The organism is Enterobacter soli ATCC BAA-2102 (genome assembly GCF_001654845.1).
Lineage (GTDB): Bacteria > Pseudomonadota > Gammaproteobacteria > Enterobacterales > Enterobacteriaceae > Enterobacter > Enterobacter soli.
Window position 1 is genome coordinate 138,752 of sequence record NZ_LXES01000040.1, and the last position, 20,990, is coordinate 159,741.

The 20,990-nt window shown below is 54.1% G+C and carries 20 protein-coding genes and 1 pseudogene; 14 read left to right on the top strand and 7 right to left on the bottom strand.

Annotation, left to right across the window (positions count from 1 at the left end):
- Nucleotides 1-66: 66 nt before the first annotated feature.
- The 5 genes from M987_RS14570 to xthA are packed head-to-tail and all read right to left on the bottom strand — an operon-like array spanning nucleotide 67 to nucleotide 4,874.
- On the bottom strand, nucleotides 67-687 hold the full coding sequence (locus M987_RS14570) for an ATP-binding cassette domain-containing protein (RefSeq protein ID WP_014069866.1): 621 nt from the start codon (nucleotides 685-687) through the stop codon (nucleotides 67-69).
- A complete protein-coding gene (locus M987_RS14575; protein WP_014069867.1) occupies nucleotides 687-2,222 on the bottom strand; it encodes an ABC transporter permease family protein in 1,536 nt (511 codons plus the stop codon). The genes M987_RS14570 and M987_RS14575 overlap by 1 nt, the downstream gene beginning before the upstream one ends.
- Complete coding sequence (locus M987_RS14580; protein ID WP_041162216.1) at nucleotides 2,195-3,358, bottom strand: ABC transporter substrate-binding protein; 1,164 nt, start codon at nucleotides 3,356-3,358, stop codon at nucleotides 2,195-2,197. Before M987_RS14580 ends, M987_RS14575 begins: the two co-directional genes overlap by 28 nt.
- Nucleotides 3,359-3,380: 22 nt before the next feature.
- Entirely contained in the window at nucleotides 3,381-4,061 is a 681-nt protein-coding gene (locus M987_RS14585; RefSeq protein WP_014069869.1) for a TVP38/TMEM64 family protein, read from the bottom strand.
- Between the two features lie 6 nt (nucleotides 4,062-4,067).
- Nucleotides 4,068-4,874: an exodeoxyribonuclease III gene (gene xthA, locus M987_RS14590; RefSeq protein ID WP_014069870.1), complete on the bottom strand. Its 807-nt coding sequence runs from the start codon at nucleotides 4,872-4,874 to the stop codon at nucleotides 4,068-4,070.
- Nucleotides 4,875-5,307: 433 nt separating this feature from the next.
- On the opposite strand from xthA, the gene astC reads away from it, so the two are divergent.
- The 7 genes from astC (at nucleotide 5,308) to ves (ending at nucleotide 13,053) form a co-directional block, all read left to right on the top strand.
- The gene (astC, locus tag M987_RS14595; protein ID WP_014069871.1) at nucleotides 5,308-6,528 is read left to right on the top strand and encodes a succinylornithine/acetylornithine transaminase; all 1,221 of its coding nucleotides are present in this window, start codon (nucleotides 5,308-5,310) and stop codon (nucleotides 6,526-6,528) included.
- Nucleotides 6,525-7,559 (top strand): arginine N-succinyltransferase, encoded by a 1,035-nt coding sequence (astA, locus tag M987_RS14600; RefSeq protein WP_014069872.1) that lies wholly within the window; start codon nucleotides 6,525-6,527, stop codon nucleotides 7,557-7,559. Before astC ends, astA begins: the two co-directional genes overlap by 4 nt.
- The gene (gene astD / locus M987_RS14605; RefSeq protein WP_014069873.1) at nucleotides 7,556-9,043 is read left to right on the top strand and encodes a succinylglutamate-semialdehyde dehydrogenase; all 1,488 of its coding nucleotides are present in this window, start codon (nucleotides 7,556-7,558) and stop codon (nucleotides 9,041-9,043) included. Before astA ends, astD begins: the two co-directional genes overlap by 4 nt.
- On the top strand, nucleotides 9,030-10,355 hold the full coding sequence (gene astB, locus M987_RS14610) for an N-succinylarginine dihydrolase (protein WP_014069874.1): 1,326 nt from the start codon (nucleotides 9,030-9,032) through the stop codon (nucleotides 10,353-10,355). The genes astD and astB overlap by 14 nt, the downstream gene beginning before the upstream one ends.
- A gap of 10 nt (nucleotides 10,356-10,365) precedes the next feature.
- On the top strand, nucleotides 10,366-11,331 hold the full coding sequence (gene astE / locus M987_RS14615; protein WP_014069875.1) for a succinylglutamate desuccinylase: 966 nt from the start codon (nucleotides 10,366-10,368) through the stop codon (nucleotides 11,329-11,331).
- 371 nt (nucleotides 11,332-11,702) lie between these two features.
- The gene (gene spy / locus M987_RS14620; RefSeq protein ID WP_014069876.1) at nucleotides 11,703-12,197 is read left to right on the top strand and encodes an ATP-independent periplasmic protein-refolding chaperone Spy; all 495 of its coding nucleotides are present in this window, start codon (nucleotides 11,703-11,705) and stop codon (nucleotides 12,195-12,197) included.
- A 298-nt stretch (nucleotides 12,198-12,495) separates the two neighbouring features.
- Complete coding sequence (gene ves / locus M987_RS14625) at nucleotides 12,496-13,053, top strand: environmental stress-induced protein Ves (RefSeq protein WP_014069878.1); 558 nt, start codon at nucleotides 12,496-12,498, stop codon at nucleotides 13,051-13,053.
- Here the strand turns inward: ves and cho are convergent.
- Together cho and nadE are read right to left on the bottom strand one after the other, a co-directional pair.
- On the bottom strand, nucleotides 13,031-13,909 hold the full coding sequence (gene cho, locus M987_RS14630; RefSeq protein WP_014069879.1) for an excinuclease Cho: 879 nt from the start codon (nucleotides 13,907-13,909) through the stop codon (nucleotides 13,031-13,033). The two genes, ves and cho, sit on opposite strands and share 23 nt — an antisense overlap.
- 117 nt (nucleotides 13,910-14,026) lie before the next feature.
- A complete protein-coding gene (gene nadE / locus M987_RS14635) occupies nucleotides 14,027-14,854 on the bottom strand; it encodes an ammonia-dependent NAD(+) synthetase (protein WP_014069880.1) in 828 nt (275 codons plus the stop codon).
- 231 nt (nucleotides 14,855-15,085) lie between these two features.
- Here nadE and osmE point away from each other — a divergent pair, with 231 nt between their 5' ends.
- From osmE to chbG, 7 genes and pseudogenes are all read left to right on the top strand, one after another.
- A complete protein-coding gene (gene osmE, locus M987_RS14640; protein WP_014069881.1) occupies nucleotides 15,086-15,430 on the top strand; it encodes an osmotically-inducible lipoprotein OsmE in 345 nt (114 codons plus the stop codon).
- A 281-nt stretch (nucleotides 15,431-15,711) separates the two neighbouring features.
- Entirely contained in the window at nucleotides 15,712-16,029 is a 318-nt protein-coding gene (gene chbB / locus M987_RS14645) for a PTS N,N'-diacetylchitobiose transporter subunit IIB (RefSeq protein WP_014069882.1), read from the top strand.
- Nucleotides 16,030-16,108: 79 nt separating this feature from the next.
- The gene (gene chbC / locus M987_RS14650) at nucleotides 16,109-17,467 is read left to right on the top strand and encodes a PTS N,N'-diacetylchitobiose transporter subunit IIC (RefSeq protein WP_014069883.1); all 1,359 of its coding nucleotides are present in this window, start codon (nucleotides 16,109-16,111) and stop codon (nucleotides 17,465-17,467) included.
- A 47-nt stretch (nucleotides 17,468-17,514) separates the two neighbouring features.
- Nucleotides 17,515-17,862, top strand: coding sequence for a PTS N,N'-diacetylchitobiose transporter subunit IIA (gene chbA, locus M987_RS14655; protein WP_014069884.1), 348 nt, complete (start codon nucleotides 17,515-17,517; stop codon nucleotides 17,860-17,862).
- A 17-nt stretch (nucleotides 17,863-17,879) separates the two neighbouring features.
- A pseudogene (gene chbR / locus M987_RS14660) lies at nucleotides 17,880-18,710 on the top strand (transcriptional regulator ChbR); the annotation flags it as partial.
- Nucleotides 18,711-18,821: 111 nt separating this feature from the next.
- Nucleotides 18,822-20,177, top strand: a complete 1,356-nt coding sequence (locus M987_RS14665) for a 6-phospho-beta-glucosidase (protein ID WP_014069886.1) — start codon at nucleotides 18,822-18,824, stop codon at nucleotides 20,175-20,177.
- An 11-nt stretch (nucleotides 20,178-20,188) separates the two neighbouring features.
- Complete coding sequence (gene chbG / locus M987_RS14670; RefSeq protein ID WP_014069887.1) at nucleotides 20,189-20,947, top strand: chitin disaccharide deacetylase; 759 nt, start codon at nucleotides 20,189-20,191, stop codon at nucleotides 20,945-20,947.
- The last annotated feature ends 43 nt before the right edge of the window (nucleotides 20,948-20,990 follow it).

Sequence of the window (20,990 nt, forward strand, 5' to 3'; positions counted from 1 at the left end):
AAAAGAGGGGCTCATTGTTATCTCACCTGAAACAGAAAACATTGCGTTAGCACAGGGCCGGGGCGTTTATTGCCAGCGAGAAAGCTGGATAACGTCACCCCCGGGCGGGATATCCTCTTCATCATGCGTGACCAGTACCACCGGAATATTGCGCGCGCGAACGGCATCGAAAACCCAGGCCCGAAACGATGCGCGTAACGTTTTATCAAGACGACTGAAGGGCTCGTCCAGCAGCAGCGCCTGCGGTTGCGCGAGTAAAGCACGCAGCAGGCTCACCCTGGCGCGCTCCCCGCCGGAAAGCGTTGCAGGATCGCTGGCGTAGTGTCCGGCCAGCCCCGCAGAGTGCAGTGCATGTTGCACGTCGTCCTTGCGTCGTTGCCCGGTAATATGCGCTGGCAGGGCCAGCATCAGGTTTTGCCCCACGCTAAAGCTGTCAAACAGCAGGGCGTCCTGAAATAAAATCCCCAGACCGCGCTTTTCGACCGGGAGCGTGTCGCAGCGTTTTCCATCCAGCCGCAGCTCGCCCTGAGCGTTAAAATCCGCAGACAGCGCACCAATCATCCAGGAAAAAAGCGTGGATTTACCGCTGCCGGATGGCCCCATCAGCGTTACGATCTCTCCGCGTGGTACACGGAAGTTAACCTCGCGAAAAAGGGGCTCAATGGAGAGATTGTTGACGCTCAGCATTAACGTAGTCCTTGTCGGTAGCGACCTGCAAGCCGGGATAAGAGCGCAGCAAGGCCAAATAGTGTGCCCGTGAGCAGCAGCAGGCCAAGCGCGCGGTTAGCGAGAATGGATGGGCTGCCGCCGCTGCTGAGGGCTATAGCTTCGGTCGTGAGCGTGGGAAAGCGTCCGGCACCCACCCACAGGGTGGGCATGTACTGCGCCATACTGACGGAAAACCCCGTCGCGACGGCAAGCAGCGCCGGGCGAGCCAGCAACGGACATTTGACTAACCAGAATATTCTGGCGCGCGACCAGCCCAGCGTTCTGGCAATCAGTACGAGTCGCGGGTCAATTCTACGCCAGGCGGGCTGAAGCACCAGCAACATCCAGGGGATCACCCACAGCAAATGACTCCACAGGACGGCGGTATATTGCCCGTCGATCCTCAGTCGCAGTGCAACAACGTATTGCCCGAACACCAGCGGTAATGCAGGAAGCGCCAGCGGAAGCCAGATCCAGAAGGCCCCACGTTGCGGCCCCCATTCCAGCCACAACACGAGAATGATCAGCGCCAGCAGGCTGGATGCCATACCCAGAGAGAAGCTGGTGGCATAAGGGGTGAGGGCGGTATCACTGCCCCTGGCGAGGAAAACGAGCACCAGTGCGCAAAACAGCCCGCAGCCCGGCACTAACCAGCCGAGCGTTTTTACCGGCACAGCGTGATGGCTGCTATGACGAACGCCGCTGACGTCCGGCAGTGTGCGCCGCCACATTTTCCAGATGCACAGACCGGCCGCGGCCAGGATCGCCAGCAGCAACAGTAACAGCAGGCATAATAAGGTCCCTTTGATTTGTTGTTCGCTGTCACCCTGATTCAGCCACTGCCAGGCCAGCACCGCAAGCGTCGGGGGATTCCCTGGCCCGAGAACGATGGCCACATCAACAACCGAAAGTGACCATGCCAGCACGGCAAGCATCACGGCGCCCAGCGCGGGAGCCATGGCCGGAAGAACCAGCCAGCACAGGCGCTGAATACGCCCGTAGCCAAAGCTCTGCAATACCACGTTTTGCTGCGCCAGCTGTTTTTCCGGCAACACGGCGTAAATGGCCCACAGGACGAACGCACTCTCTTTGATGGCGAGCGTCAACCCTAATCCGATACCTGCGCTGTCCTGCCGGGGCGATAAAAAAGTAACGTACTGATAAAACAGGCCGCCTTCGGCAAAAACCAGCAGGGCGCTGGTGGCGAAGGCAACGTGCGGAATGGCCAGCATCCACGGCAGCCGTGTGCTTAACCGATGCCAGTGCTTGCCAGGCCAGAGGGCGGTAACCATACACAGGGCGATAAACAGTGAGCCTGCTGTGGCAATCAGGGTCGATACCAGGGTGGCGATAAATGCCTGGGGTAGCTGAGGGTCATTCAGCAGGGATTGCCAGTTGGCAGCTGAAAACGCTGGCGTTATCAGCATCACGCCAGCCGGGATCAGCGGTACATAAATGACCGCCATTGCCAGCCAGACAACCCCGCTCAGCGCGTGCCGTAGCGGCGCAGCCATTCCTGCTCCAGTGCATTAACCCAGGCGGCGTGCGGCTCAGCCAGCATATTCGGTAGCCCGTCGGTGGTGTGAGCGTTCAGTTGCGCAGCTTCGGCCGCCGGTAATTTCCGGGTATCCAGCACGCTCGGGTCGCCCCAGATAGCGGGATCGGCTTTACGCGTCTGCGCGGCAGGGGAAAGCAGGAAGTTAGCCACCACTTTCGCGCCCGCACTGGCCGTGGAATTTGCCGGGATCGCAACAAAATGGACGTTGCCAATCATCCCTTGCTCAAAGCCAAAGCTATAGCTGTCGGCAGGTAGCTCACCGCTGGTCACTTTTTGTCGGGCGTGGGCGGGGTTAAACGTCAGCGACAGATTCAGGCTTCCGCTGGCAAGCAGCGCATCCATACGTGCCGGTGAGGGCGGAAAATCCTTCCCTTCACGCCACAGCAGTGGGTGTAGTGTATCGAGATAGTCCCATAGCGGGGCGCTCACCGCCGCAAAGGTACGGGTATCCGGCGCGTTTTTTAGCGCATCCGGTTGGGTGGTGAGCGTCAGCAAAAGCTGTTCAAGAAACGCGGTGCCGGTGAAATCGGGCGGGCGCGGATAGGTGACTTTGCCAGGATGGCGTGTTGCATATTCCAGCAATGCCTGAGGATCTCGCAGCGGCGTCGGGGTGGTTGCATGACGGGCGATAAAAGTCAGCTGTGCGCCACCCCAGGGCGATTCCGCGCCGTCTGTGGCGAGGGAGAAATCCTCCATCACCGGTTTGCGGGTATCAACGAATCGCCAGTTAGGGAGCGTTTGCGCCCACTGGGTTTGCAGTAAACCGGCCTCTTTTAAGGTGCGAAAATTTTCACCGTTCACCCACAGAAGATCGACCGACCCGTTGGTTTTCCGTCCGGCAGCGTATTCAGTCTGGATGCGTTTAACCGCATCGGCCGCATCTGCCAGGTGGACGATTTTCAGGGTGATGGCGTAGTGCGATTTCATCTCACCGCTTACCCAGTCAAGGTAGCGGTTTACCGCCGGGTCGCCGCCCCAGGCATTAAACCAGACGGTTTGCCCACGGGCCTGATGTTGAATGTCTTGCCAGCTATCCGCGGCAAAGGATGAGCTTGCCAGCAGCAGGCCTGTCAGAAACGCGCAAAAACGCACACGGCGCATAATGCCTCCCTGTTTAATGCAAAGAGTGAAAGTAGCGAGAAAATAGCCAGCGAGTGACCAGCGGTAATAACCCCAGTAGTGTAAAGGCGATTACCATTCCCGGCGACAGAATATCGCGCAGGGAGGTCAGATTTCCCAGTTCGCGTCCGGCATTAAGAAAGATAGCCGTGGCGGGCAGCATGGCAAGCTGGCTTACCCACCAGTAACGCCACACGCCAAGACGTGTCAGCCCGGCGAGTAAGTTGACCACGAAAAAGGGGAACAGCGGCATCAGGCGAAGCGCAAAAAGATAATAAGCGCCATCGCGGTTCATACCGGCGTTAACGGTTTTCATCTGCTGGGAAAAGCGCTGCTGTACCCAGTCGCGAAGCAGGTAACGGCTCACGAGCATTGCCAGTGTGGCGCCAAGCGTGGACGCAAACGAAACCAGCACAATCCCTTGCCATACGCTGAACAGCGCACCACCCAGTAACGTCAGAATGGCTGCCCCGGGAATAGACAGAGCAGACACCACCACATACACCGCGAAATAGAGTGCCGCACTTTGCAGCGGGGAGTGTGCAACCGTGGCTTGCAACGCCTGGTGATGGGTTCGTACCGAATCGAGGGAAAGCATTCCCGGTGGCAGAAAGGAAAATGCCAAAACAAAGGCGCCCAGAAGGGCGCACAGGAAGAGGATTTTTCGAATGTTCACATGCAATTACAGTTTGAATTTAGCCCACACCGGCGCGTGGTCAGACGGTTTGTCCATACTGCGGATGTCATAATCGATACCGGTTTCAACGCAGCGCTCGGCCAGCGGAGAGCTTGCCAGCAGCAGGTCTATACGCAGACCACGGTTGTCATCAAAACCTTTGGAGCGGTAGTCAAACCACGAGAAGCGATCCTGTGCTTCCGGGTTAGCCGCACGGAAGGTATCGACAAGGCCCCAGTCCATCAGGCGCTGCATCCACTCGCGCTCTTCCGGCAGGAAAGAACATTTCCCGGTGCGCAGCCAGCGTTTACGGCTGTCTTCACCGATCCCGATATCCAGATCCGTTGGGCTGATGTTCACATCACCCATAATTAACACCGGGTTGGTCTTGTTTAACTCGGTGTTCAGATAATCCTGTAAGTCCTGATAAAACTTGGCTTTTGCCGGGAACTTGGTTGGGTGGTCACGGCTTTCTCCCTGCGGGAAATAGCCATTGATCACCGTGATATTTCCCAGCGGAGAGGGGATCTCCGCCATGATAATCCGACGCTGGGCTTCTTCATCATCACCCGGGAAGCCGCGACGAACGGAAACCGGTGTTTCTTTGGTCAGCAGCGCGACGCCATAGTGGCCTTTTTGCCCGTGGTAGAAGACGTTGTAACCCAGTTTCGCTACCTCTTCGAGAGGGAACATATCGTCGTGAACTTTTGTCTCCTGTAGGCCAATCACATCCGGTTGATGTTGCTCAACGATGGCTTCCAGTTGGTGAGGGCGGGCACGCAGGCCGTTGATATTAAAAGAGACAAATTTCATAGTCGCTGCCAATGCAAGGTGAATAGTGCATGGATGGTAGCAGAATTTGGCGCATCTGTTACCGGGTATGACCAATAACTGCGACAGATAATGCCAACGGTGCAAAATTTGCACCATTCCAACGCGTCACGCCCTCAAACGGTGCGTAAACGGCCAATAAATTTCGCTGGCGATCACAATTCCAGAATTATATTTGGCCTGTGAATAGTCTTTCACGTTTTCGTTCGGCAAACCGCCGCTTATCGTAAAAATATTCACTTTTTATGCAATAACAGTGAATAACTCCATATCGTAACGTGTTGATATTCTGTCCCATCATCCCTTTTATGCACTTTTATCGCTGGCTGGCACGAACTCTGCAATCTACATTCACAGTGCAAACACTCAATTATTTAACATTTAAACAACCTTTTATTTACCGGATGAGGTCGCTATGTCTCTGTCAATTACGCGTGAAAATTTCGATGAATGGATGATGCCGGTTTACGCTCCGGCGGCTTTTATTCCGGTTCGTGGGGAAGGCTCGCGCCTGTGGGATCAGCAGGGCAAAGAGTATATCGACTTTGCGGGTGGGATTGCGGTAAACGCGCTGGGCCATGCGCACCCGGCGCTGCGTCAGGCATTGAACGATCAGGCGGCGAAGTTCTGGCACACAGGTAACGGTTATACCAACGAGCCTGCGCTGCGTCTGGCGAAAAAACTGATTGATGCCACCTTCGCAGAAAAAGTCTTTTTCTGTAACTCCGGGGCGGAAGCCAACGAAGCGGCACTGAAGCTGGCGCGTAAATATGCCCACGATAAATTCGGCGCGCATAAGAGCGGGATTGTTGCCTTCAAGAACGCCTTCCACGGCCGCACGCTCTTCACGGTGAGTGCGGGCGGTCAGCCGTCCTACTCCCAGGACTTTGCACCACTGCCACCGGATATCCGCCACGCCATTTACAACGATCTGCAATCGGCCGCTGGGCTGATTGACGATACCACCTGTGCGGTGATTGTTGAGCCGATGCAGGGCGAAGGCGGCGTGCTTCCGGCGCAAACAGCCTTCCTGCAAGGGCTGCGTGAGCTGTGCGATCGTCATAACGCCGTGCTGATTTTCGATGAAGTGCAGACCGGGGTCGGTCGTACCGGCGAACTGTATGCCTATATGCACTACGGCGTGACGCCGGACGTACTCTCTACCGCTAAAGCGCTGGGCGGCGGCTTCCCGGTCGGGGCGATGCTGACCACCGATAAATTCGCCAGCGTGATGACAGTGGGCACCCACGGGACCACCTACGGCGGTAACCCACTGGCCTCTGCTGTGGCCGGACAGGTGCTGGACATCATCAATACGCCAGAAGTGCTTAATGGCGTGAAGCAGCGCCATGACTGGTTTGTCGAACGTCTGAACGCTATCAACAGCAAGACGGGCTTGTTTAAAGAGATCCGCGGTCTGGGGCTGTTAATTGGCTGCGAACTCACGCCGGAATTTGCCGGAAAAGCTAAACTTATTTCACAGGAAGCAGCAAAAATGGGCGTGATGGTGCTGATTGCCGGTGCTAACGTGGTGCGGTTTGCCCCTGCGCTTATCGTCAGCGAAGAAGAGGTTAAAACCGGTTTAGACCGTTTTGCGCTGGCCTGTGAACATGTGAAGTCCGGGGTGTCATCATGATGGTCATCCGTCCCGTTGAGCGCGGCGATCTCGCCGGGCTCATGCTGCTTGCCGGAAAGACGGGAGGCGGGCTGACCTCGCTTCCTGCTGATGAAAAAACGCTGTCGGCGCGCATTGAGCGCGCCCTGCATACCTGGCAGGGGACGTTGCCAAAAAGCGAACAGGGCTATGTGTTCGTGCTGGAAGATACTGAAACGGGAACCGTTGCCGGGATTTGCGCGATCGAAGTGGCGGTTGGGCTAAACGACCCGTGGTACAACTACCGTGTTGGCACCATGGTTCATGCATCGAAAGAACTGAACGTCTATAACGCGTTGCCCACGCTCTTTCTCTGTAATGACCACACCGGGGCCAGCGAACTTTGTACCCTGTTTCTGGATCCGGCCTGGCGCAAAGAGGGCAACGGGTATCTGCTGTCGAAATCGCGCTTTATGTTTATGGCCGCGTTTCGCGATCGTTTTAATGAAAAAGTGGTTGCCGAGATGCGTGGTGTTATCGATGACAAAGGGTATTCCCCGTTCTGGGAAAGCCTGGGCGAGCGCTTTTTCTCGATGGAGTTTAGCCGTGCGGATTACCTGTGCGGCACCGGGCAGAAAGCCTTTATTGCCGAACTGATGCCTAAACATCCTATCTATACCCATTTCTTAAGCCCCGAAGCGCAGGCGGTGATCGGTGAAGTGCATCCGCAAACTGCGCCTGCCCGAGCGGTGCTTGAGAAAGAAGGTTTCCGCTACCGCAACTATGTGGACATCTTCGACGGTGGGCCAACGCTTGAGTGCGATATCGACCGGGTTCGTGCGATCCGCAAAAGCCGCCTCGTGGGCGTTTCTGAAGGCCAGCCCGCGCCGGGTGAGTGGCCAGCCTGCCTGGTTGCCAACGAGCACTATGACAATTTCCGCGCCATGCTGGTCCACACCAACCCGAAATGTGAACGTCTGGTGCTGACGCCTGCGCAACTGGATGCCCTGAAATGTAATGCCGGCGACACGGTTCGCCTGGTAAGACTCTGCCCTGAGGAGAAAACAGCATGAGTTTATGGATTAATGGTGACTGGGTTACGGGCGAAGGTGAACAACGCGTTAAAACCAACCCGGTGGGCAAAGAGGTGCTGTGGCAGGGGAACGATGCCAGTGTCGCGCAGGTGGAACAGGCATGTACGGCGGCCAGACGCGCATTCCCGGCCTGGGCCAAACAGCCTTTTACCGCGCGCCAGGCGGTCGTTGAGAAATTTGCCGCACTGCTCGACGCCAATAAAGCTGAGCTGACGCGCATTATTGCTTCGGAAACCAGTAAACCGCGCTGGGAAGCCGCCACTGAAGTCACGGCGATGATCAATAAAATCGCCATTTCGGTGAAGGCTTACCATACCCGTACCGGTGAGCAACAGACAGAGATGCCGGATGGTGCGGCCACGCTGCGCCATCGTCCGCACGGCGTGCTGGCGGTGTTTGGGCCGTACAACTTCCCGGGCCATCTGCCAAATGGACACATTGTGCCAGCATTGCTGGCGGGCAATAGTGTGATTTTTAAACCCAGTGAGTTAACGCCGCTGACCGGTGAAGCCGTGGTCAAACTCTGGGAACAGGCTGGTTTACCGCCTGGCGTGCTGAACCTGGTTCAGGGTGGACGTGAAACCGGGCAGGCGCTGAGTGCGCTTAGCGATATCGACGGCTTGCTCTTTACCGGCAGCGCCGGAACCGGATATCAGCTGCATCGCCAGCTGGCGGGGCAGCCGGAGAAAATCCTTGCGCTGGAAATGGGCGGTAACAACCCGCTGATTGTTGAAGATCCTGATGACATCGATGCGGCAGTGCATCTCACTATTCAGTCCGCCTTTATTACCGCCGGGCAACGCTGCACCTGTGCGCGTCGTCTGCTGGTAAGACGTGGCGCGCAGGGTGATGCGTTCCTGAAACGTCTGGTTGAGGTTACTGCGCGTCTCACGCCCGCAAAATGGGATGCCGATCCACAACCGTTTATCGGCGGATTGATCTCCGAGCAGGCTGCGCTGAATGTGCTGAAAGCCTGGCAGGATCATGTGGCTCGTGGGGCAAAAACGCTGCTGGAGCCGAAACAGGTGCAGGCGGGTGCTTCGCTGCTAACGCCGTGCATTATTGAGATGAGCGGTGCGAGCAACGTACCGGATGAAGAGGTGTTTGGCCCGCTGCTGTGCGTCTGGCGTTATGACGATTTTGACAGCGCCATTGCGATGGCGAATAACACCCGTTACGGACTGTCGAGCGGGCTGATTTCCCCGCATCGGGAAAAATTTGACCAGCTTCTGCTGGAAGCGCGAGCCGGGATTGTGAACTGGAATAAACCGCTTACCGGTGCAGCAAGCACCGCGCCGTTTGGTGGCGTGGGGGCGTCGGGTAACCACCGTGCGAGCGCGTGGTATGCCGCAGACTATTGCGCGTGGCCGATGGCTAGCCTCGAAACGCCTGCGCTGACGCTGCCGGAAACATTGAACCCGGGTCTGGATTTTACGCAGGGGAATGGTCATGAAAGCGCGTGAGGTTAACTTTGACGGGCTGGTGGGGCTTACGCACCACTATGCCGGGCTGTCGTTTGGTAATGAAGCCTCGACAAAGCACCGTTTTCAGGTTTCTAACCCGAAGCTGGCGGCGAAGCAGGGGCTTTTGAAAATGAAAGCGCTGTCAGATGCCGGGTTCCCGCAGGCGGTGATCCCGCCGCAGGAGCGCCCGAATGTGCCAGTATTGCGTCAGCTGGGATTCAGCGGCACTGATGAGCAGGTGATAGAGAAAGCCGGAACTCAGGTGCCTTCTCTGCTCTCTGCGGCCAGTTCCGCGTCTTCGATGTGGGTGGCGAATGCCGCAACCGTCGCGCCATCAGCGGATACGCTGGATGGTAAAGTGCACCTGACCGTTGCAAACCTGAACAACAAATTCCATCGCGCCACTGAAGCAGAAACCACCGAGCGGGTCCTGCGCGCTATTTTCAGTAATGATGCGCATTTTAGCGTGCATCCGGCGCTGCCGCAGGTGGCGATGTTTGGCGATGAAGGTGCTGCTAACCACAATCGTCTGGGCGGCGACTATGGGGAACCGGGCCTGCAACTCTTTATATACGGGCGTGAAGAGGGGGGCAGTACGGCGCCGTCTCGTTATCCCGCTCGTCAGACGCTGGCGGCAAGCCAGGCGGTAGCACGTCTGAATCAGGTTAACCCGCAGCAGGTGATTTTTGCCCAGCAAAATCCGCATGTTATCGATCAGGGCGTGTTCCATAACGACGTGATTGCGGTATCTAACCGCCAGGTGCTGTTCTGCCATGAACAGGCGTTTGCGCATCAGGACAAACTCCTGGCCACGCTGCATGAACGCGTGCCTGGCTTTATGCCAGTGCAGGTGCCAACAGATGCGGTAAGCGTGCAGGATGCAGTAGAAACCTACCTGTTTAATAGTCAGCTGTTGAGCCGGGATGACGGCAGTATGGTGCTGGTGCTGCCACAAGAGTCTCGCAATCACGCCGGTGTGTGGCGTTATCTGAGCGAACTGGTGAAGGCGGATAATCCTATCGATGAATTGCGGGTCTTTGACCTGCGCGAAAGCATGGCAAATGGTGGTGGGCCCGCATGTCTGCGTCTGCGCGTGGTGTTAACCCAGCAGGAGATGCAGGCGGTTAACCCTGCGGTGATGATGAATGAAACCTTGTTTAACACCCTGAACAACTGGGTGGATCGCTACTACCGCGACAGGCTAACGCAGGCTGATCTGGTAGACCCACAACTGTTGCGTGAAGGGCGTGAGGCGCTGGATGACCTCACCACTATTTTGCAACTGGGCTCTGTTTACCCGTTCCAGCGTTAAAGGAGGCGTTATGGAGAATTTACTGGCGCTGACGCTGGCGGATGAAACACCCGAGCAGCATGAAGGTGACGGCCCCTCGTTCCACTGGCGATGGCTGGGGCGGGGCGTGCTTGAACTGACGCCGTTTGAGGTCAGCGAGCGGTCGCTGGTGCTCTCCTGCGGAATTCATGGCAATGAAACTGCGCCGGTTGAGATTGTCGATTTGCTGTTACACGCGCTGTATCGCGGTGATGTCGCCCTGCATTGCAGGCTGCTAGTGGTCTTGGGAAACCCGAAGGCGCTGGCGCAAAACAAACGTTATGTCGTGAGTGACATTAACCGGATGTTTGGTGGCCGCTGGTCGCAGTTCCCGCAAAGTGATGAAACCGACCGCGCGCAGTGGCTGGAAAATGTCGTGTCAGATTTTTTTGCCACTGCCGGGGAAAACCGCTGGCATCTCGATCTGCATACGGCGATCCGCGCTTCATACCACGTGCGATTTGGCGTTTTACCGCAGCGTAATCAGCCGTGGGATGAGACATTCCTGGCCTGGCTGGGCGATGCGGGCCTGGAGGCGCTGGTATTCCATCAGTCACCCGGCGGTACATTTACCCACTTCACCTGCGACAATTTCGGCGCGCTGGCCTGTACGCTGGAGCTGGGCAAAGCGCTGCCGTTCGGGCAGAACGACCTCTCACGTTTTGCCCCTACGCATCTGGCGCTGCGGGCGTTACTGGGGGGAACTTTACCAGAACATTGTCTGGAACATGTTGAGCGCTATCGGGTGGTGCAACAGATCACGCGGCGCAGCGATGCGTTCCAGCTGCACATGGCCGCACATACGCTGAACTTCACGCCGTTTCGTCAGGGGGTTTTACTGGCAGAGGATGGCGATGAGCGTTATGAAGTGCATGAAAAAACAGAGTATGTGCTGTTTCCAAACCCTTCCGTTGCGTTTGGCCTACGGGCAGGGCTGATGCTGGAAAAAATCAGTTAATACCGTCGCGGCCCTCGACAGCAGGCGGAGGGCCGCAGTCCTGAATGTTTATTTTCTCTGACCCTAACAAACTTATTTTCTTAGCTATTATTGCGGAGTGCCGTTTTTTGCAGATTATTCCTGGTTATTTGCTTTTAAAATAATCATCGATTCTATATACTCCTTCATAATCTCTTTAAAATCAAGGTGTTGTATATTTTCGTTTCAACTCTCCACGCTTTATCCTTAATTCCTCCACATTTGGCGAAAATTTGTTTTTTACACTTTCATTGTTTTACCGTTGCTCTGACTTATTGACGATAAACCCCGTAAAGTTAATCTCGTCAACACGGCATAGCGCCGAAGAATAACTGAAAGTAAGGAAATAAATTATGCGTAAGTTAACTGCACTGTTTGTTGCTTCTACCCTGGCTCTGGGCGCTACCGGCATGGCATTCGCCGCAGATACCGCGACCACCACGACTGCCGCGCCAACTGAAGGCAAAATGATGATGCATCATAAAGGCAAGCCGGGGATGCACCACGACATGATGTTTAAAGATCTGAACCTGACTGATGCACAGAAACAGCAGGTTCGCGACATCATGAAAAGCCAGCGTGACCAGATGAAACGTCCGCCGCTGGAAGAACGCCGCGCGATGCATGACATCATCGCCAGCGATAGCTTCGATAAAGCAAAAGCCGAAGCGCAGATCGACAAAATGGCTGAGCAGCACAAAGCAGGAATGCTGGCTCGCATGGAAACCCAGAACAAGATCTACAACATTCTGACCCCGGAACAGAAAAAACAATTTAATGCCAATTTTGAGAAGCGTCTGACAGAACGCCCGACGCCGGAAGGTAAAATGCCAGCACCAACCGAATAATCGGTTCAACACCTTAAGACCGCCGGGATCCTGTCCACAAAAGCGCAAACGCTGTGGACAGGACCGGCGGTTTTTTCTTTTACAGCCACTTGTCTGCCGCCAGAAGCGCGGTATCCTCCTGTAGTCGCTCCAGAGAATGTTCAGCAGAGTCATGGCGTTATTTTTTTCTTTACGCCCGTCTAAGGCCTGCGTGTTCTGCTGCCGATAATACGTCTGTGAGTTCCCAACGATAACAACCAAGAATGCAGCGATAGTGATATTGCTGCCCTGGCACATGTTGTGCCTTTCAGGAGTGGTGATGGAGTTCTTTGATATCCGTAAAATGCCGGTCAGTCTCTGGCGCAATGGTGCCGGCGAGACACGTGAAATTTGCTGTTTTCCTCCCGCGACGCGCGATTTTTCCTGGCGCGCCAGTATTGCAACTATCGCCAGCAACGGCGAATTCTCGTCTTTCCCGGGGGTCGACCGGGTCATTACCCTGCTGGAAGGTGGGGAAGTGACGCTGGATGCCGGTCAGGCATTTTGCCATACCCTGAAGCACCACCAGCCCTTTAGCTTCACAGGCGATCTGCCGGTGAAGGCTCTGCTCAGTGATGGCCAGATGTCGATGGACTTCAACGTCATGACCCGTCGGGATCGCTGTAAAGCGAAAGTGCGTGTGGCCGACCGGACCTTCACCACCTTTGCTTCACGTGGCGGTGTGGCGTTTGTGCTAAGCGGTGCCTGGCAGCTTGGCGATAAACTGCTGACGGCGGATCAGGGCGCCAGCTGGGATGACGGCACGCATACCCTGCGCCTGCTTGAATCCGAAGGCACGCTGCTGTTTGGCGAGATTATCTGGCTGGCAGGCCACTGAGTGAAATAACCTCATACTCGCCGGTGAATAATGGTTTACAGAGAATTTTGTAGCCATCGTGATCGAATCCGGCGGGTATGCGCAGTAATGTTGTCGCGTCGTCTAAATTATCGACCGCCCCCAACCATAGCCAGTTGTGGATGATGTGATATTGTGTCATTTCATCCCCGGTTTCTTTTAGCGCAATGGCGCCTTCCCACGGCCAGCAGGTGATGCTGATAGCCTCCAGCCCGGCAAGAAATCGTGCCTGGTGATCCGCAATACTCTCTTTTCCACAGCAGGCTCCGGCACAGCGCTTCAGCGCGGAGCGAAAACAGGCGCGGCCTCTGGTTGTGGCTTCAAGCCCCAGCAGGCTGTAACAGAGCTGGAGATCGTCAGCCAGCGTCTGCATCGTTTGCTGCGCAGCGCGTTTACTGGCAAACAGGCCGTACAGGTTGGGCGTGTGCGCGAAATCGACGTCGCGTGCGTAAACCACCTGCGGCTTGCCGTTGATAACCTGTAAAGAGCAGAGCTGGCGGTTGCGGCGCAGGCGTTTATTGAAAAGCGGTTGTTGTTCTTTAATCAGGCGGGCTTCAAGCAGCAGTGCCCCCAGCTCGCCAGCCGTCCGGATAAAGGTGACCCGCCGGGACTGGCGAAGCATTGCCGCCTCATCCGGCGTACGGAAATGGGACATAACCCGGCTGCGAATATTAACACTTTTGCCGATATACAGTGGCAGGGTGTCGCTTTCACCGTGAAAGAGATACACACCTGGCTGTTTCGGTAACGCTTCAAGCCAGGGGCGAAGATGTTCGGGATATTCATAAATAGCCGCCGCTTCAAACTCAAGACGCGGGGCAGATTGACGCCTGCTCACATAGCACTCCGGATACTGTTTATGTATACAGTCTAGCAGGTGTGGGGTGGTTAAAAAAGAGGCTGTGGTTCAGGGAGGATTGCCGGGTGGCGTTTTTACTCACCCGGCAAAAGGTGGCTACTTCTTCCAGAAATCGTCGAACACCGTAATCGGCGTGTGGCGCTTGTGCTCGGTTTTCAGGTACCAGCCTTCGATAATTTTCGCGATACCTGCATCCAGCGTTTTACCTTCCAGGTAATCATCGATGTTTTCATAGGTCACACCCAGCGCGGCTTCATCCGGCAGAGAAGGGCGATCGTCTTCCAGGTCGGCTGTAGGGGCTTTCTTATATAAATGTTCCGGGCAACCGAGCGCGGCAAGTAACTGCTTACCCTGACGCTTGTTGAGGCGGAAGATAGGGTTAATGTCGGTACCACCGTCACCATATTTGGTGAAGAAGCCGGTAACGGCCTCTGCGGCATGGTCCGTTCCGACTACGACGCCTTTGGTCATACCCGCAATGCTGTACTGTGCTTTCATACGCTCACGCGCTTTTTCGTTACCACGGACAAAATCGCTCAGCTCAATACCTGCCTCGCGCAGCGCCTGTTCACTTGCCAGCACCGCCCCTTTGATGTTCACGGTAAGCACGCGGTCGGGCTGAATAAAGGTAATGGCGTCCTGGCAATCCTGTTCATCGGTCTGCACACCATACGGAAGGCGCACCGCAATAAATTGCAGCGCAACGTCTCCAGTTTCTTCACGCAGTTCTGAAATAGCCTGCTGGCACAGTTTGCCGGTCAACGTGGAATCCTGACCACCGCTGATGCCCAGTACCAGTGACTTCAGGAAAGGGTTCGTTTTTAAATAGGATTTTAAAAAATCGACGCTACGGCGGATTTCTTCGTGTGCATCGACCGCTGGCTTGACGCCAAGCGCCTGAATAATCTCTTGTTGCAGAGCCATTACGCCCTCCATATGCAGAACTAAACAGAATGTATGATCTGTTAAAACTAACCCTTTGGGCGTAAAACGACAAGGATCACAGTTTTGAGTGCGGGAATTTACGGCGATTTAGCAGGTTATCTTTGTTTTAGCGGAATCCTCCGAAATTCCTCTGGCGAAACTCACAAAGTTGAACAATAGTACTTTTTATCCCATGCTTAGGTAACACGCTGAAATACAAGAGGACGGAATATGAACAAGAATGTAGCAGGAATTCTAAGTGCAGCGGCGGTTCTGACTATGCTGGCAGGGTGTACAGCTTACGATCGCACCAAAGATCAGTTCACACAGCCCGTAGTTAAAGATGTCAAAAAAGGCATGACGCGTTCGCAGGTTGCTGCGATTGCCGGTAAACCTTCTTCTGAGATTACGATGATCCATGCAAAAGGTACCTGCCAGACATATATCCTGGGTCAACGGGATGGTAAGGCTGAAACCTACTTTGTTGCACTGGATGATACTGGACACGTGATCAATTCCGGTTATCAGACCTGTGCCGAATACGATACCGATCCGCAGGCACCTAAGGCGCAGTAACCCTGCTTGCCTGAGGATGTTAACAAACCGGCCAGATGGCCGGTTTTTTTATGTATATGGAAATCTTATTTCTTTGCGCGAATTATTTACCCGAAATGTGAAGGTAGTCAACAAGCCAGGTCAATGAGAGACAATTTGAGTCTGTTCAGAATTATCCCCTCTCTGTACCATTGCGTATACTCACTCCAACGACAAACAATGGTAAGCAAACCATCCGTCAGCCGGGATAGCGAGTCGAGTGAGAACGCGACGTCGGGTGGTTAAAAAAGAGGGAAGTTACTATGGAAAAGAAACATATCTACCTGTTCTGCTCTGCGGGCATGTCAACCTCGCTGCTGGTTTCCAAGATGCGTGCGCAGGCTGAAAAATATGAAGTCCCTGTGGTGATTGAAGCGTTTCCTGAAACGCTGGCGGGTGAAAAGGGCCAGAGTGCCGATGTTGTCCTGTTAGGGCCGCAAATCGCTTACATGTTGCCAGAAATTCAACGTCTGTTACCAAATAAACCGGTCGAAGTTATCGACTCGGGGCTGTACGGCAAGATCGATGGTTTAGGTGTATTGAAAGCTGCTGTTGCAGCAATTAAAAAAGCTGCTAATTAATTTTTATTTTTCCCGTCAAAGAGTTATTTCACACACAATACGCCGTAACATGAGTTGCGGCATTTAAGGGTATTTTCCTATGAGTAAAGTCATCGCTTCACTTGAAAAGGTACTCCTTCCTTTTGCTGTTAAAATAGGAAAGCAGCCTCACGTTAATGCCATCAAAAACGGTTTTATTAAATTAATGCCGTTGACGCTGGCTGGGGCAATGTTCGTTTTAATTAACAACGTTTTTCTGAGCTTTGGTGAAGGTTCCTTCTTTTATTCATTAGGAATTCGGTTAGACGCTTCTACAATTGAAACCCTTAATGGTTTTAAAGCCATCGGCGGCAACGTATACAACGGTACGTTGGGTATTATGTCGCTGATGGCGCCATTCTTTATCGGGATGGCGCTGGCAGAAGAGCGTAAAGTGGATCCGCTGGCAGCGGGCTTATTATCCGTTGCTGCCTTTATGACCGTTACCCCTTACAGCGTGGGCGAAGCGTATGCTGTAGGCGCTAACTGGTTGGGTGGTGCAAACATTATTTCCGGTATTGTGATCGGTCTGGTGGTTGCAGAGATGTTCACTTTTATTGTCCGCCGTAACTGGGTTATTCGCTTGCCGGACAGTGTTCCTGAATCTGTTTCCCGTTCATTTTCCGCGTTGATTCCAGGCTTCATTATTCTCTCCATCATGGGGATTATTGCCTGGGCGCTTTCTCACTGGGGTACAAACTTCCACCAGATCATCATGGACTCTATCTCTACGCCACTGGCGTCGATGGGTGGCGTGGTCGGTTGGGCGTACGTGATTTTCACTTCTCTGCTGTGGTTCTTCGGCGTGCATGGTTCACTGGCACTGGCAGCGCTGGACAGCGGCATCATGACCCCGTGGGCACTGGAAAACGTTGCGCTTTACCAGCAGTACGGTTCCGTTGATGCGGCACTGGCAGCCGGTAAAACCTTCCATGTGTGGGCGAAGCCGATGCTTGACTCCTATATCTTCCTGGGTGGTACAGGGGCTACGCTGGGTCTTATCATCGCGGTCTTTATTGTCTCTCGTCGCGCTGACTACCGTCAGGTTGCGAAGCTGGCGCTGCCATCAGGCATCTTCCAGATTAACGAGCCGATTCTGTTTGGTCTGCCAATCATCATGAACCCGGTAATGTTCATTCCGTTCATCCTGATTCAGCCGCTGCTGGCCGCTATTACTCTGACGGCGTATTACCTGGGTATTATCCCGCCAATCACCAACATTGCTCCGTGGACAATGCCGGCAGGTCTGGGTGCGTTCTTCAACACCAACGGTAGCATCGCGGCCTTCCTGCTGGCGATATTCAACCTCGGGATTGCAACACTGCTTTACATGCCGTTCGTGGCGATTGCGAACAAAGCTGCAACCATCATCGATGAAGAAGAGAGCGAAGAGGATATTGCCCTCTCACTGAAATTCTAAGTTTGACCGGCGCGGGGCAACCCGCGCCAGCTAAAAGGAGCTAAAAGATGTTAGATTTGGATAGTATCGTTGCTGAAGAAACCGAAGAGAACGATCTGGAAGAAGTAGTGATGGGCCTTATCATCAATTCCGGACAAGCACGCAGCCTGGCTTATGCCGCACTCAAACAGGCTAAGCAGGGCGATTTCGCCGCAGCGAAAACCATGATGGATCAGTCCCGTACCGCACTGAATGAAGCGCATCTTGTACAGACAAAGCTCATCGAAGGCGACCAGGGCGAAGGGAAAATGAAAGTGAGTCTGGTGCTGGTTCATGCCCAGGATCACCTGATGACCTCGATGCTGGCGCGCGAGCTGGTGGCTGAGTTAATCGAGCTTCACGAAAAAATGCACTAAGTCAGAGCCGTAAGCAGGAGGTCAGCACGATGGAAATTAAAACCGCACTTGAGCAGCAACTGTTTAATGGCAAGAATTTTCACGTGGTTATTTACAACAAGACGGAGAGCGCCAGTGGCTTGCACCAGCATGACTACTACGAGTTCACTATTGTTCTGACCGGACGTTACTACCAGGAGATTAACGGTAAGCGTGTCCTGCTGGAGCGTGGTGATTTTGTCTTCCTGCCGATGGGTTCTTACCACCAGAGCTTTTACGAATTTGGCGCAACGCGGATCCTCAATGTCGGCGTCAGCAAACGCTTCTTTGAGAAACACTATCTGCCGCTGGTGCCGTTCTGCTTTGTGGCGTCGCAGGTGTATCGCGTTAAAAATGAGTTTATGACCTGGATAGAAACGGTCATAGCCTCGCTTAACTTCCGTGACAATGAGTTCGATGAGTTTATTGAAACGGTAACCTTTTACGTGATGAATCGCCTGCGCCACCATCGTGAAGAGCAGCAAGTGATTGACGATATCCCACAGTGGTTACGTGGCACCGTTGAGCTTATGCACGATAAAGGCCAGTTCAGTGACAATGCGCTGGAGAATATGGTGACGCTGTCAGGAAAATCTCAGGAATATTTAACCCGGGCAACTCAGCGTTATTATCGTAAGACACCGGTGCAAATTATTAATGAGATCCGCATTAACTTTGCCAAAAAACAGCTGGAAATTACCAACTACTCCGTAACCGACATTGCTTATGAGTCCGGCTACAGTAGTCCCAGCCTGTTTATTAAAACATTTAAAAAATTCACCTCATTCACGCCTAACAGTTACCGGAAAAGTTTGACGGTAATTAATTGACTATCGGCGGTATTATCCGCCAGAAATATTGACGTAATTGCTTGCCCAAAATAGCGGGACGAGAGCGCTATACTTTGCAGGCGGTTAACCTGATACGTTAAGGGAGATATTATGCAACAGAAATTAAAAGTCGTAACCATTGGCGGCGGCAGCAGTTATACCCCGGAATTACTCGAAGGTTTTCTGAAACGTTATCATGAATTGCCGGTCAGCGAATTATGGCTGGTGGACGTAGAAGAAGGGCAAGAGAAGCTGAATATTATTTTCGAACTGTGCAAGCGCATGGTCGAAAAAGCGGGCGTACCGTTAACCGTGCATAAAACACTGGATCGCCGTCTGGCACTGAAAGATGCCGATTTCGTGACGACGCAGCTGCGAGTAGGCCAGCTGAAAGCCCGCGAACTGGACGAGCGCATCCCACTGAGCCACGGTTATCTGGGCCAGGAAACTAACGGTGCGGGCGGTCTGTTTAAAGGTCTGCGTACCATTCCGGTGATTTTCGACATCATCAAAGATGTGGAAGAAATTTGTCCGAAGGCGTGGGTGATTAACTTCACCAACCCGGCCGGCATGGTGACCGAAGCCGTCTATCGTCACACCGGTTTTAAACGCTTTATCGGCGTGTGTAACATTCCTATCGGCATGAAAATGTTTATCCGCGACGTGCTGGAACTGAGCGACAGCGACGATCTCTCCATCGATCTGTTCGGCCTGAACCACATGGTCTTTATCAAGGATGTGATTGTTAACGGTAAATCGCGCTTTGCTGAACTGCTCGACGGCGTAGCTTCCGGTCGCCTGACCGCGGCATCGGTTAAAAATATCTTCGATCTGCCGTTCAGTGAAGGGCTGATCCGTTCCCTGAACCTGCTGCCATGTTCGTATCTGCTTTATTACTTCAAGCAGAAAGAGATGCTGGCCATCGAAATGGGCGAGTACTATAAAGGCGGAGCACGCGCGCAGGTCGTGCAGAAAGTTGAAAAACAACTGTTTGATTTGTACAAAGATCCAAACCTGAACGTGAAACCAAAAGAGCTGGAACAGCGCGGCGGGGCGTACTATTCAGATGCGGCCTGTGAAGTGATCAACGCTATCTACAACGACAAACAGGCCGAGCACTACGTCAACGTGCCGCACCACGGACACATCGACAACATCCCGGCTGACTGGGCGGTTGAAATGACCTGCATCCTGGGTCGCGATGGCGCGAAACCGCATCCGCGTATCACTCACTTTGATGACAAAGTGATGGGACTTATCCATACCATCAAAGGGTTTGAAGTGGCGGCAAGCAACGCGGCACTGAGCGGCGAGCTGAATGATGTCCTGCTGGCGCTGAACCTGAGCCCGCTGGTGCATTCCGATCGTGACGCAGAACAGCTGGCGAGCGAGATGATCCTGGCGCATGAAAAATGGCTGCCAAACTTTGCTGCAACGGTTGAGAAACTGAAGTTCAACCACCGTTAAGAGGGAGAGCGATGGAAAACCTGCTGATCGTAAATGCCGACGATTTTGGCCTGTCGAAAGGGCAGAACTACGGCATCATTGAAGCCTGTCGTCGGGGTGTGGTGACTTCGACCACGACGCTTGTCAACGGCGAGGCGGTTGACCATGCGGCAGCGCTGAGCAGTGAAGTTCCGGAGCTGGGCGTGGGGATGCATTTTGTCCTCACGCTCGGGATGCCGATTTCACCGATGCCGGGACTGACACGCGACGGACAGTTGGGTAAATGGATTTGGGAAATGGCCGAGCAGAATGCCTTGCCACTCGAGGAAATTACCCGTGAACTGGATTGTCAGTTCAACCGTTTTGTCGATCTCTTCGGTCGTGAGCCAACGCACATTGATAGCCATCATCACGTGCATATGATCCCGGCAATTTTCCCGATTGTTGCGGATTTTGCCCAACGTAAAGGGGTGGCGATGCGCGTGGATCGTGAAGTGCAGGCGCTGCACGGGCTGTTGTTATCTTCTGCGGCAACGACCGACGGTTTCAGTAGCGCGTTTTACGGTGATGAAATTAGCGAAGCACTGTTTCTGAAAGTGCTGGATGATTCTGTCGCGCGCGGTGAACTCTCGGTAGAGGTGATGGCGCATCCTGCGTTTGTCGACAACATCGTGCGCAAGAGCGCCTACTGCTGGCCACGCCTGGCGGAGCTGGATGTCCTGACGTCGGCGTCGCTGAAATATGCGATTGCCGAGCGCGGGTATCGTCTGGGGACGTTCAGGGATCTGTGAGTAAAAAAGCCCGGTGGCGGCTTCGCCTTACCGGGCCTACAAA

Coding starts and splice junctions, on each gene's coding strand:
- M987_RS14570 (WP_014069866.1), bottom strand. CDS start 687: ATGCTGAGCGTCAACAATCTCTCCATTGAGCCCCTTTTTCGCGAGGTT.
- astC (WP_014069871.1), top strand. CDS start 5,308: ATGTCTCTGTCAATTACGCGTGAAAATTTCGATGAATGGATGATGCCG.
- astE (WP_014069875.1), top strand. CDS start 10,366: ATGGAGAATTTACTGGCGCTGACGCTGGCGGATGAAACACCCGAGCAG.
- chbA (WP_014069884.1), top strand. CDS start 17,515: ATGTTAGATTTGGATAGTATCGTTGCTGAAGAAACCGAAGAGAACGAT.
- chbG (WP_014069887.1), top strand. CDS start 20,189: ATGGAAAACCTGCTGATCGTAAATGCCGACGATTTTGGCCTGTCGAAA.
- astA (WP_014069872.1), top strand. CDS start 6,525: ATGATGGTCATCCGTCCCGTTGAGCGCGGCGATCTCGCCGGGCTCATG.
- astD (WP_014069873.1), top strand. CDS start 7,556: ATGAGTTTATGGATTAATGGTGACTGGGTTACGGGCGAAGGTGAACAA.
- xthA (WP_014069870.1), bottom strand. CDS start 4,874: ATGAAATTTGTCTCTTTTAATATCAACGGCCTGCGTGCCCGCCCTCAC.
- chbB (WP_014069882.1), top strand. CDS start 15,712: ATGGAAAAGAAACATATCTACCTGTTCTGCTCTGCGGGCATGTCAACC.
- nadE (WP_014069880.1), bottom strand. CDS start 14,854: ATGGCTCTGCAACAAGAGATTATTCAGGCGCTTGGCGTCAAGCCAGCG.
- chbC (WP_014069883.1), top strand. CDS start 16,109: ATGAGTAAAGTCATCGCTTCACTTGAAAAGGTACTCCTTCCTTTTGCT.
- M987_RS14665 (WP_014069886.1), top strand. CDS start 18,822: ATGCAACAGAAATTAAAAGTCGTAACCATTGGCGGCGGCAGCAGTTAT.
- spy (WP_014069876.1), top strand. CDS start 11,703: ATGCGTAAGTTAACTGCACTGTTTGTTGCTTCTACCCTGGCTCTGGGC.
- M987_RS14575 (WP_014069867.1), bottom strand. CDS start 2,222: ATGGCTGCGCCGCTACGGCACGCGCTGAGCGGGGTTGTCTGGCTGGCA.
- osmE (WP_014069881.1), top strand. CDS start 15,086: ATGAACAAGAATGTAGCAGGAATTCTAAGTGCAGCGGCGGTTCTGACT.
- ves (WP_014069878.1), top strand. CDS start 12,496: ATGGAGTTCTTTGATATCCGTAAAATGCCGGTCAGTCTCTGGCGCAAT.
- astB (WP_014069874.1), top strand. CDS start 9,030: ATGAAAGCGCGTGAGGTTAACTTTGACGGGCTGGTGGGGCTTACGCAC.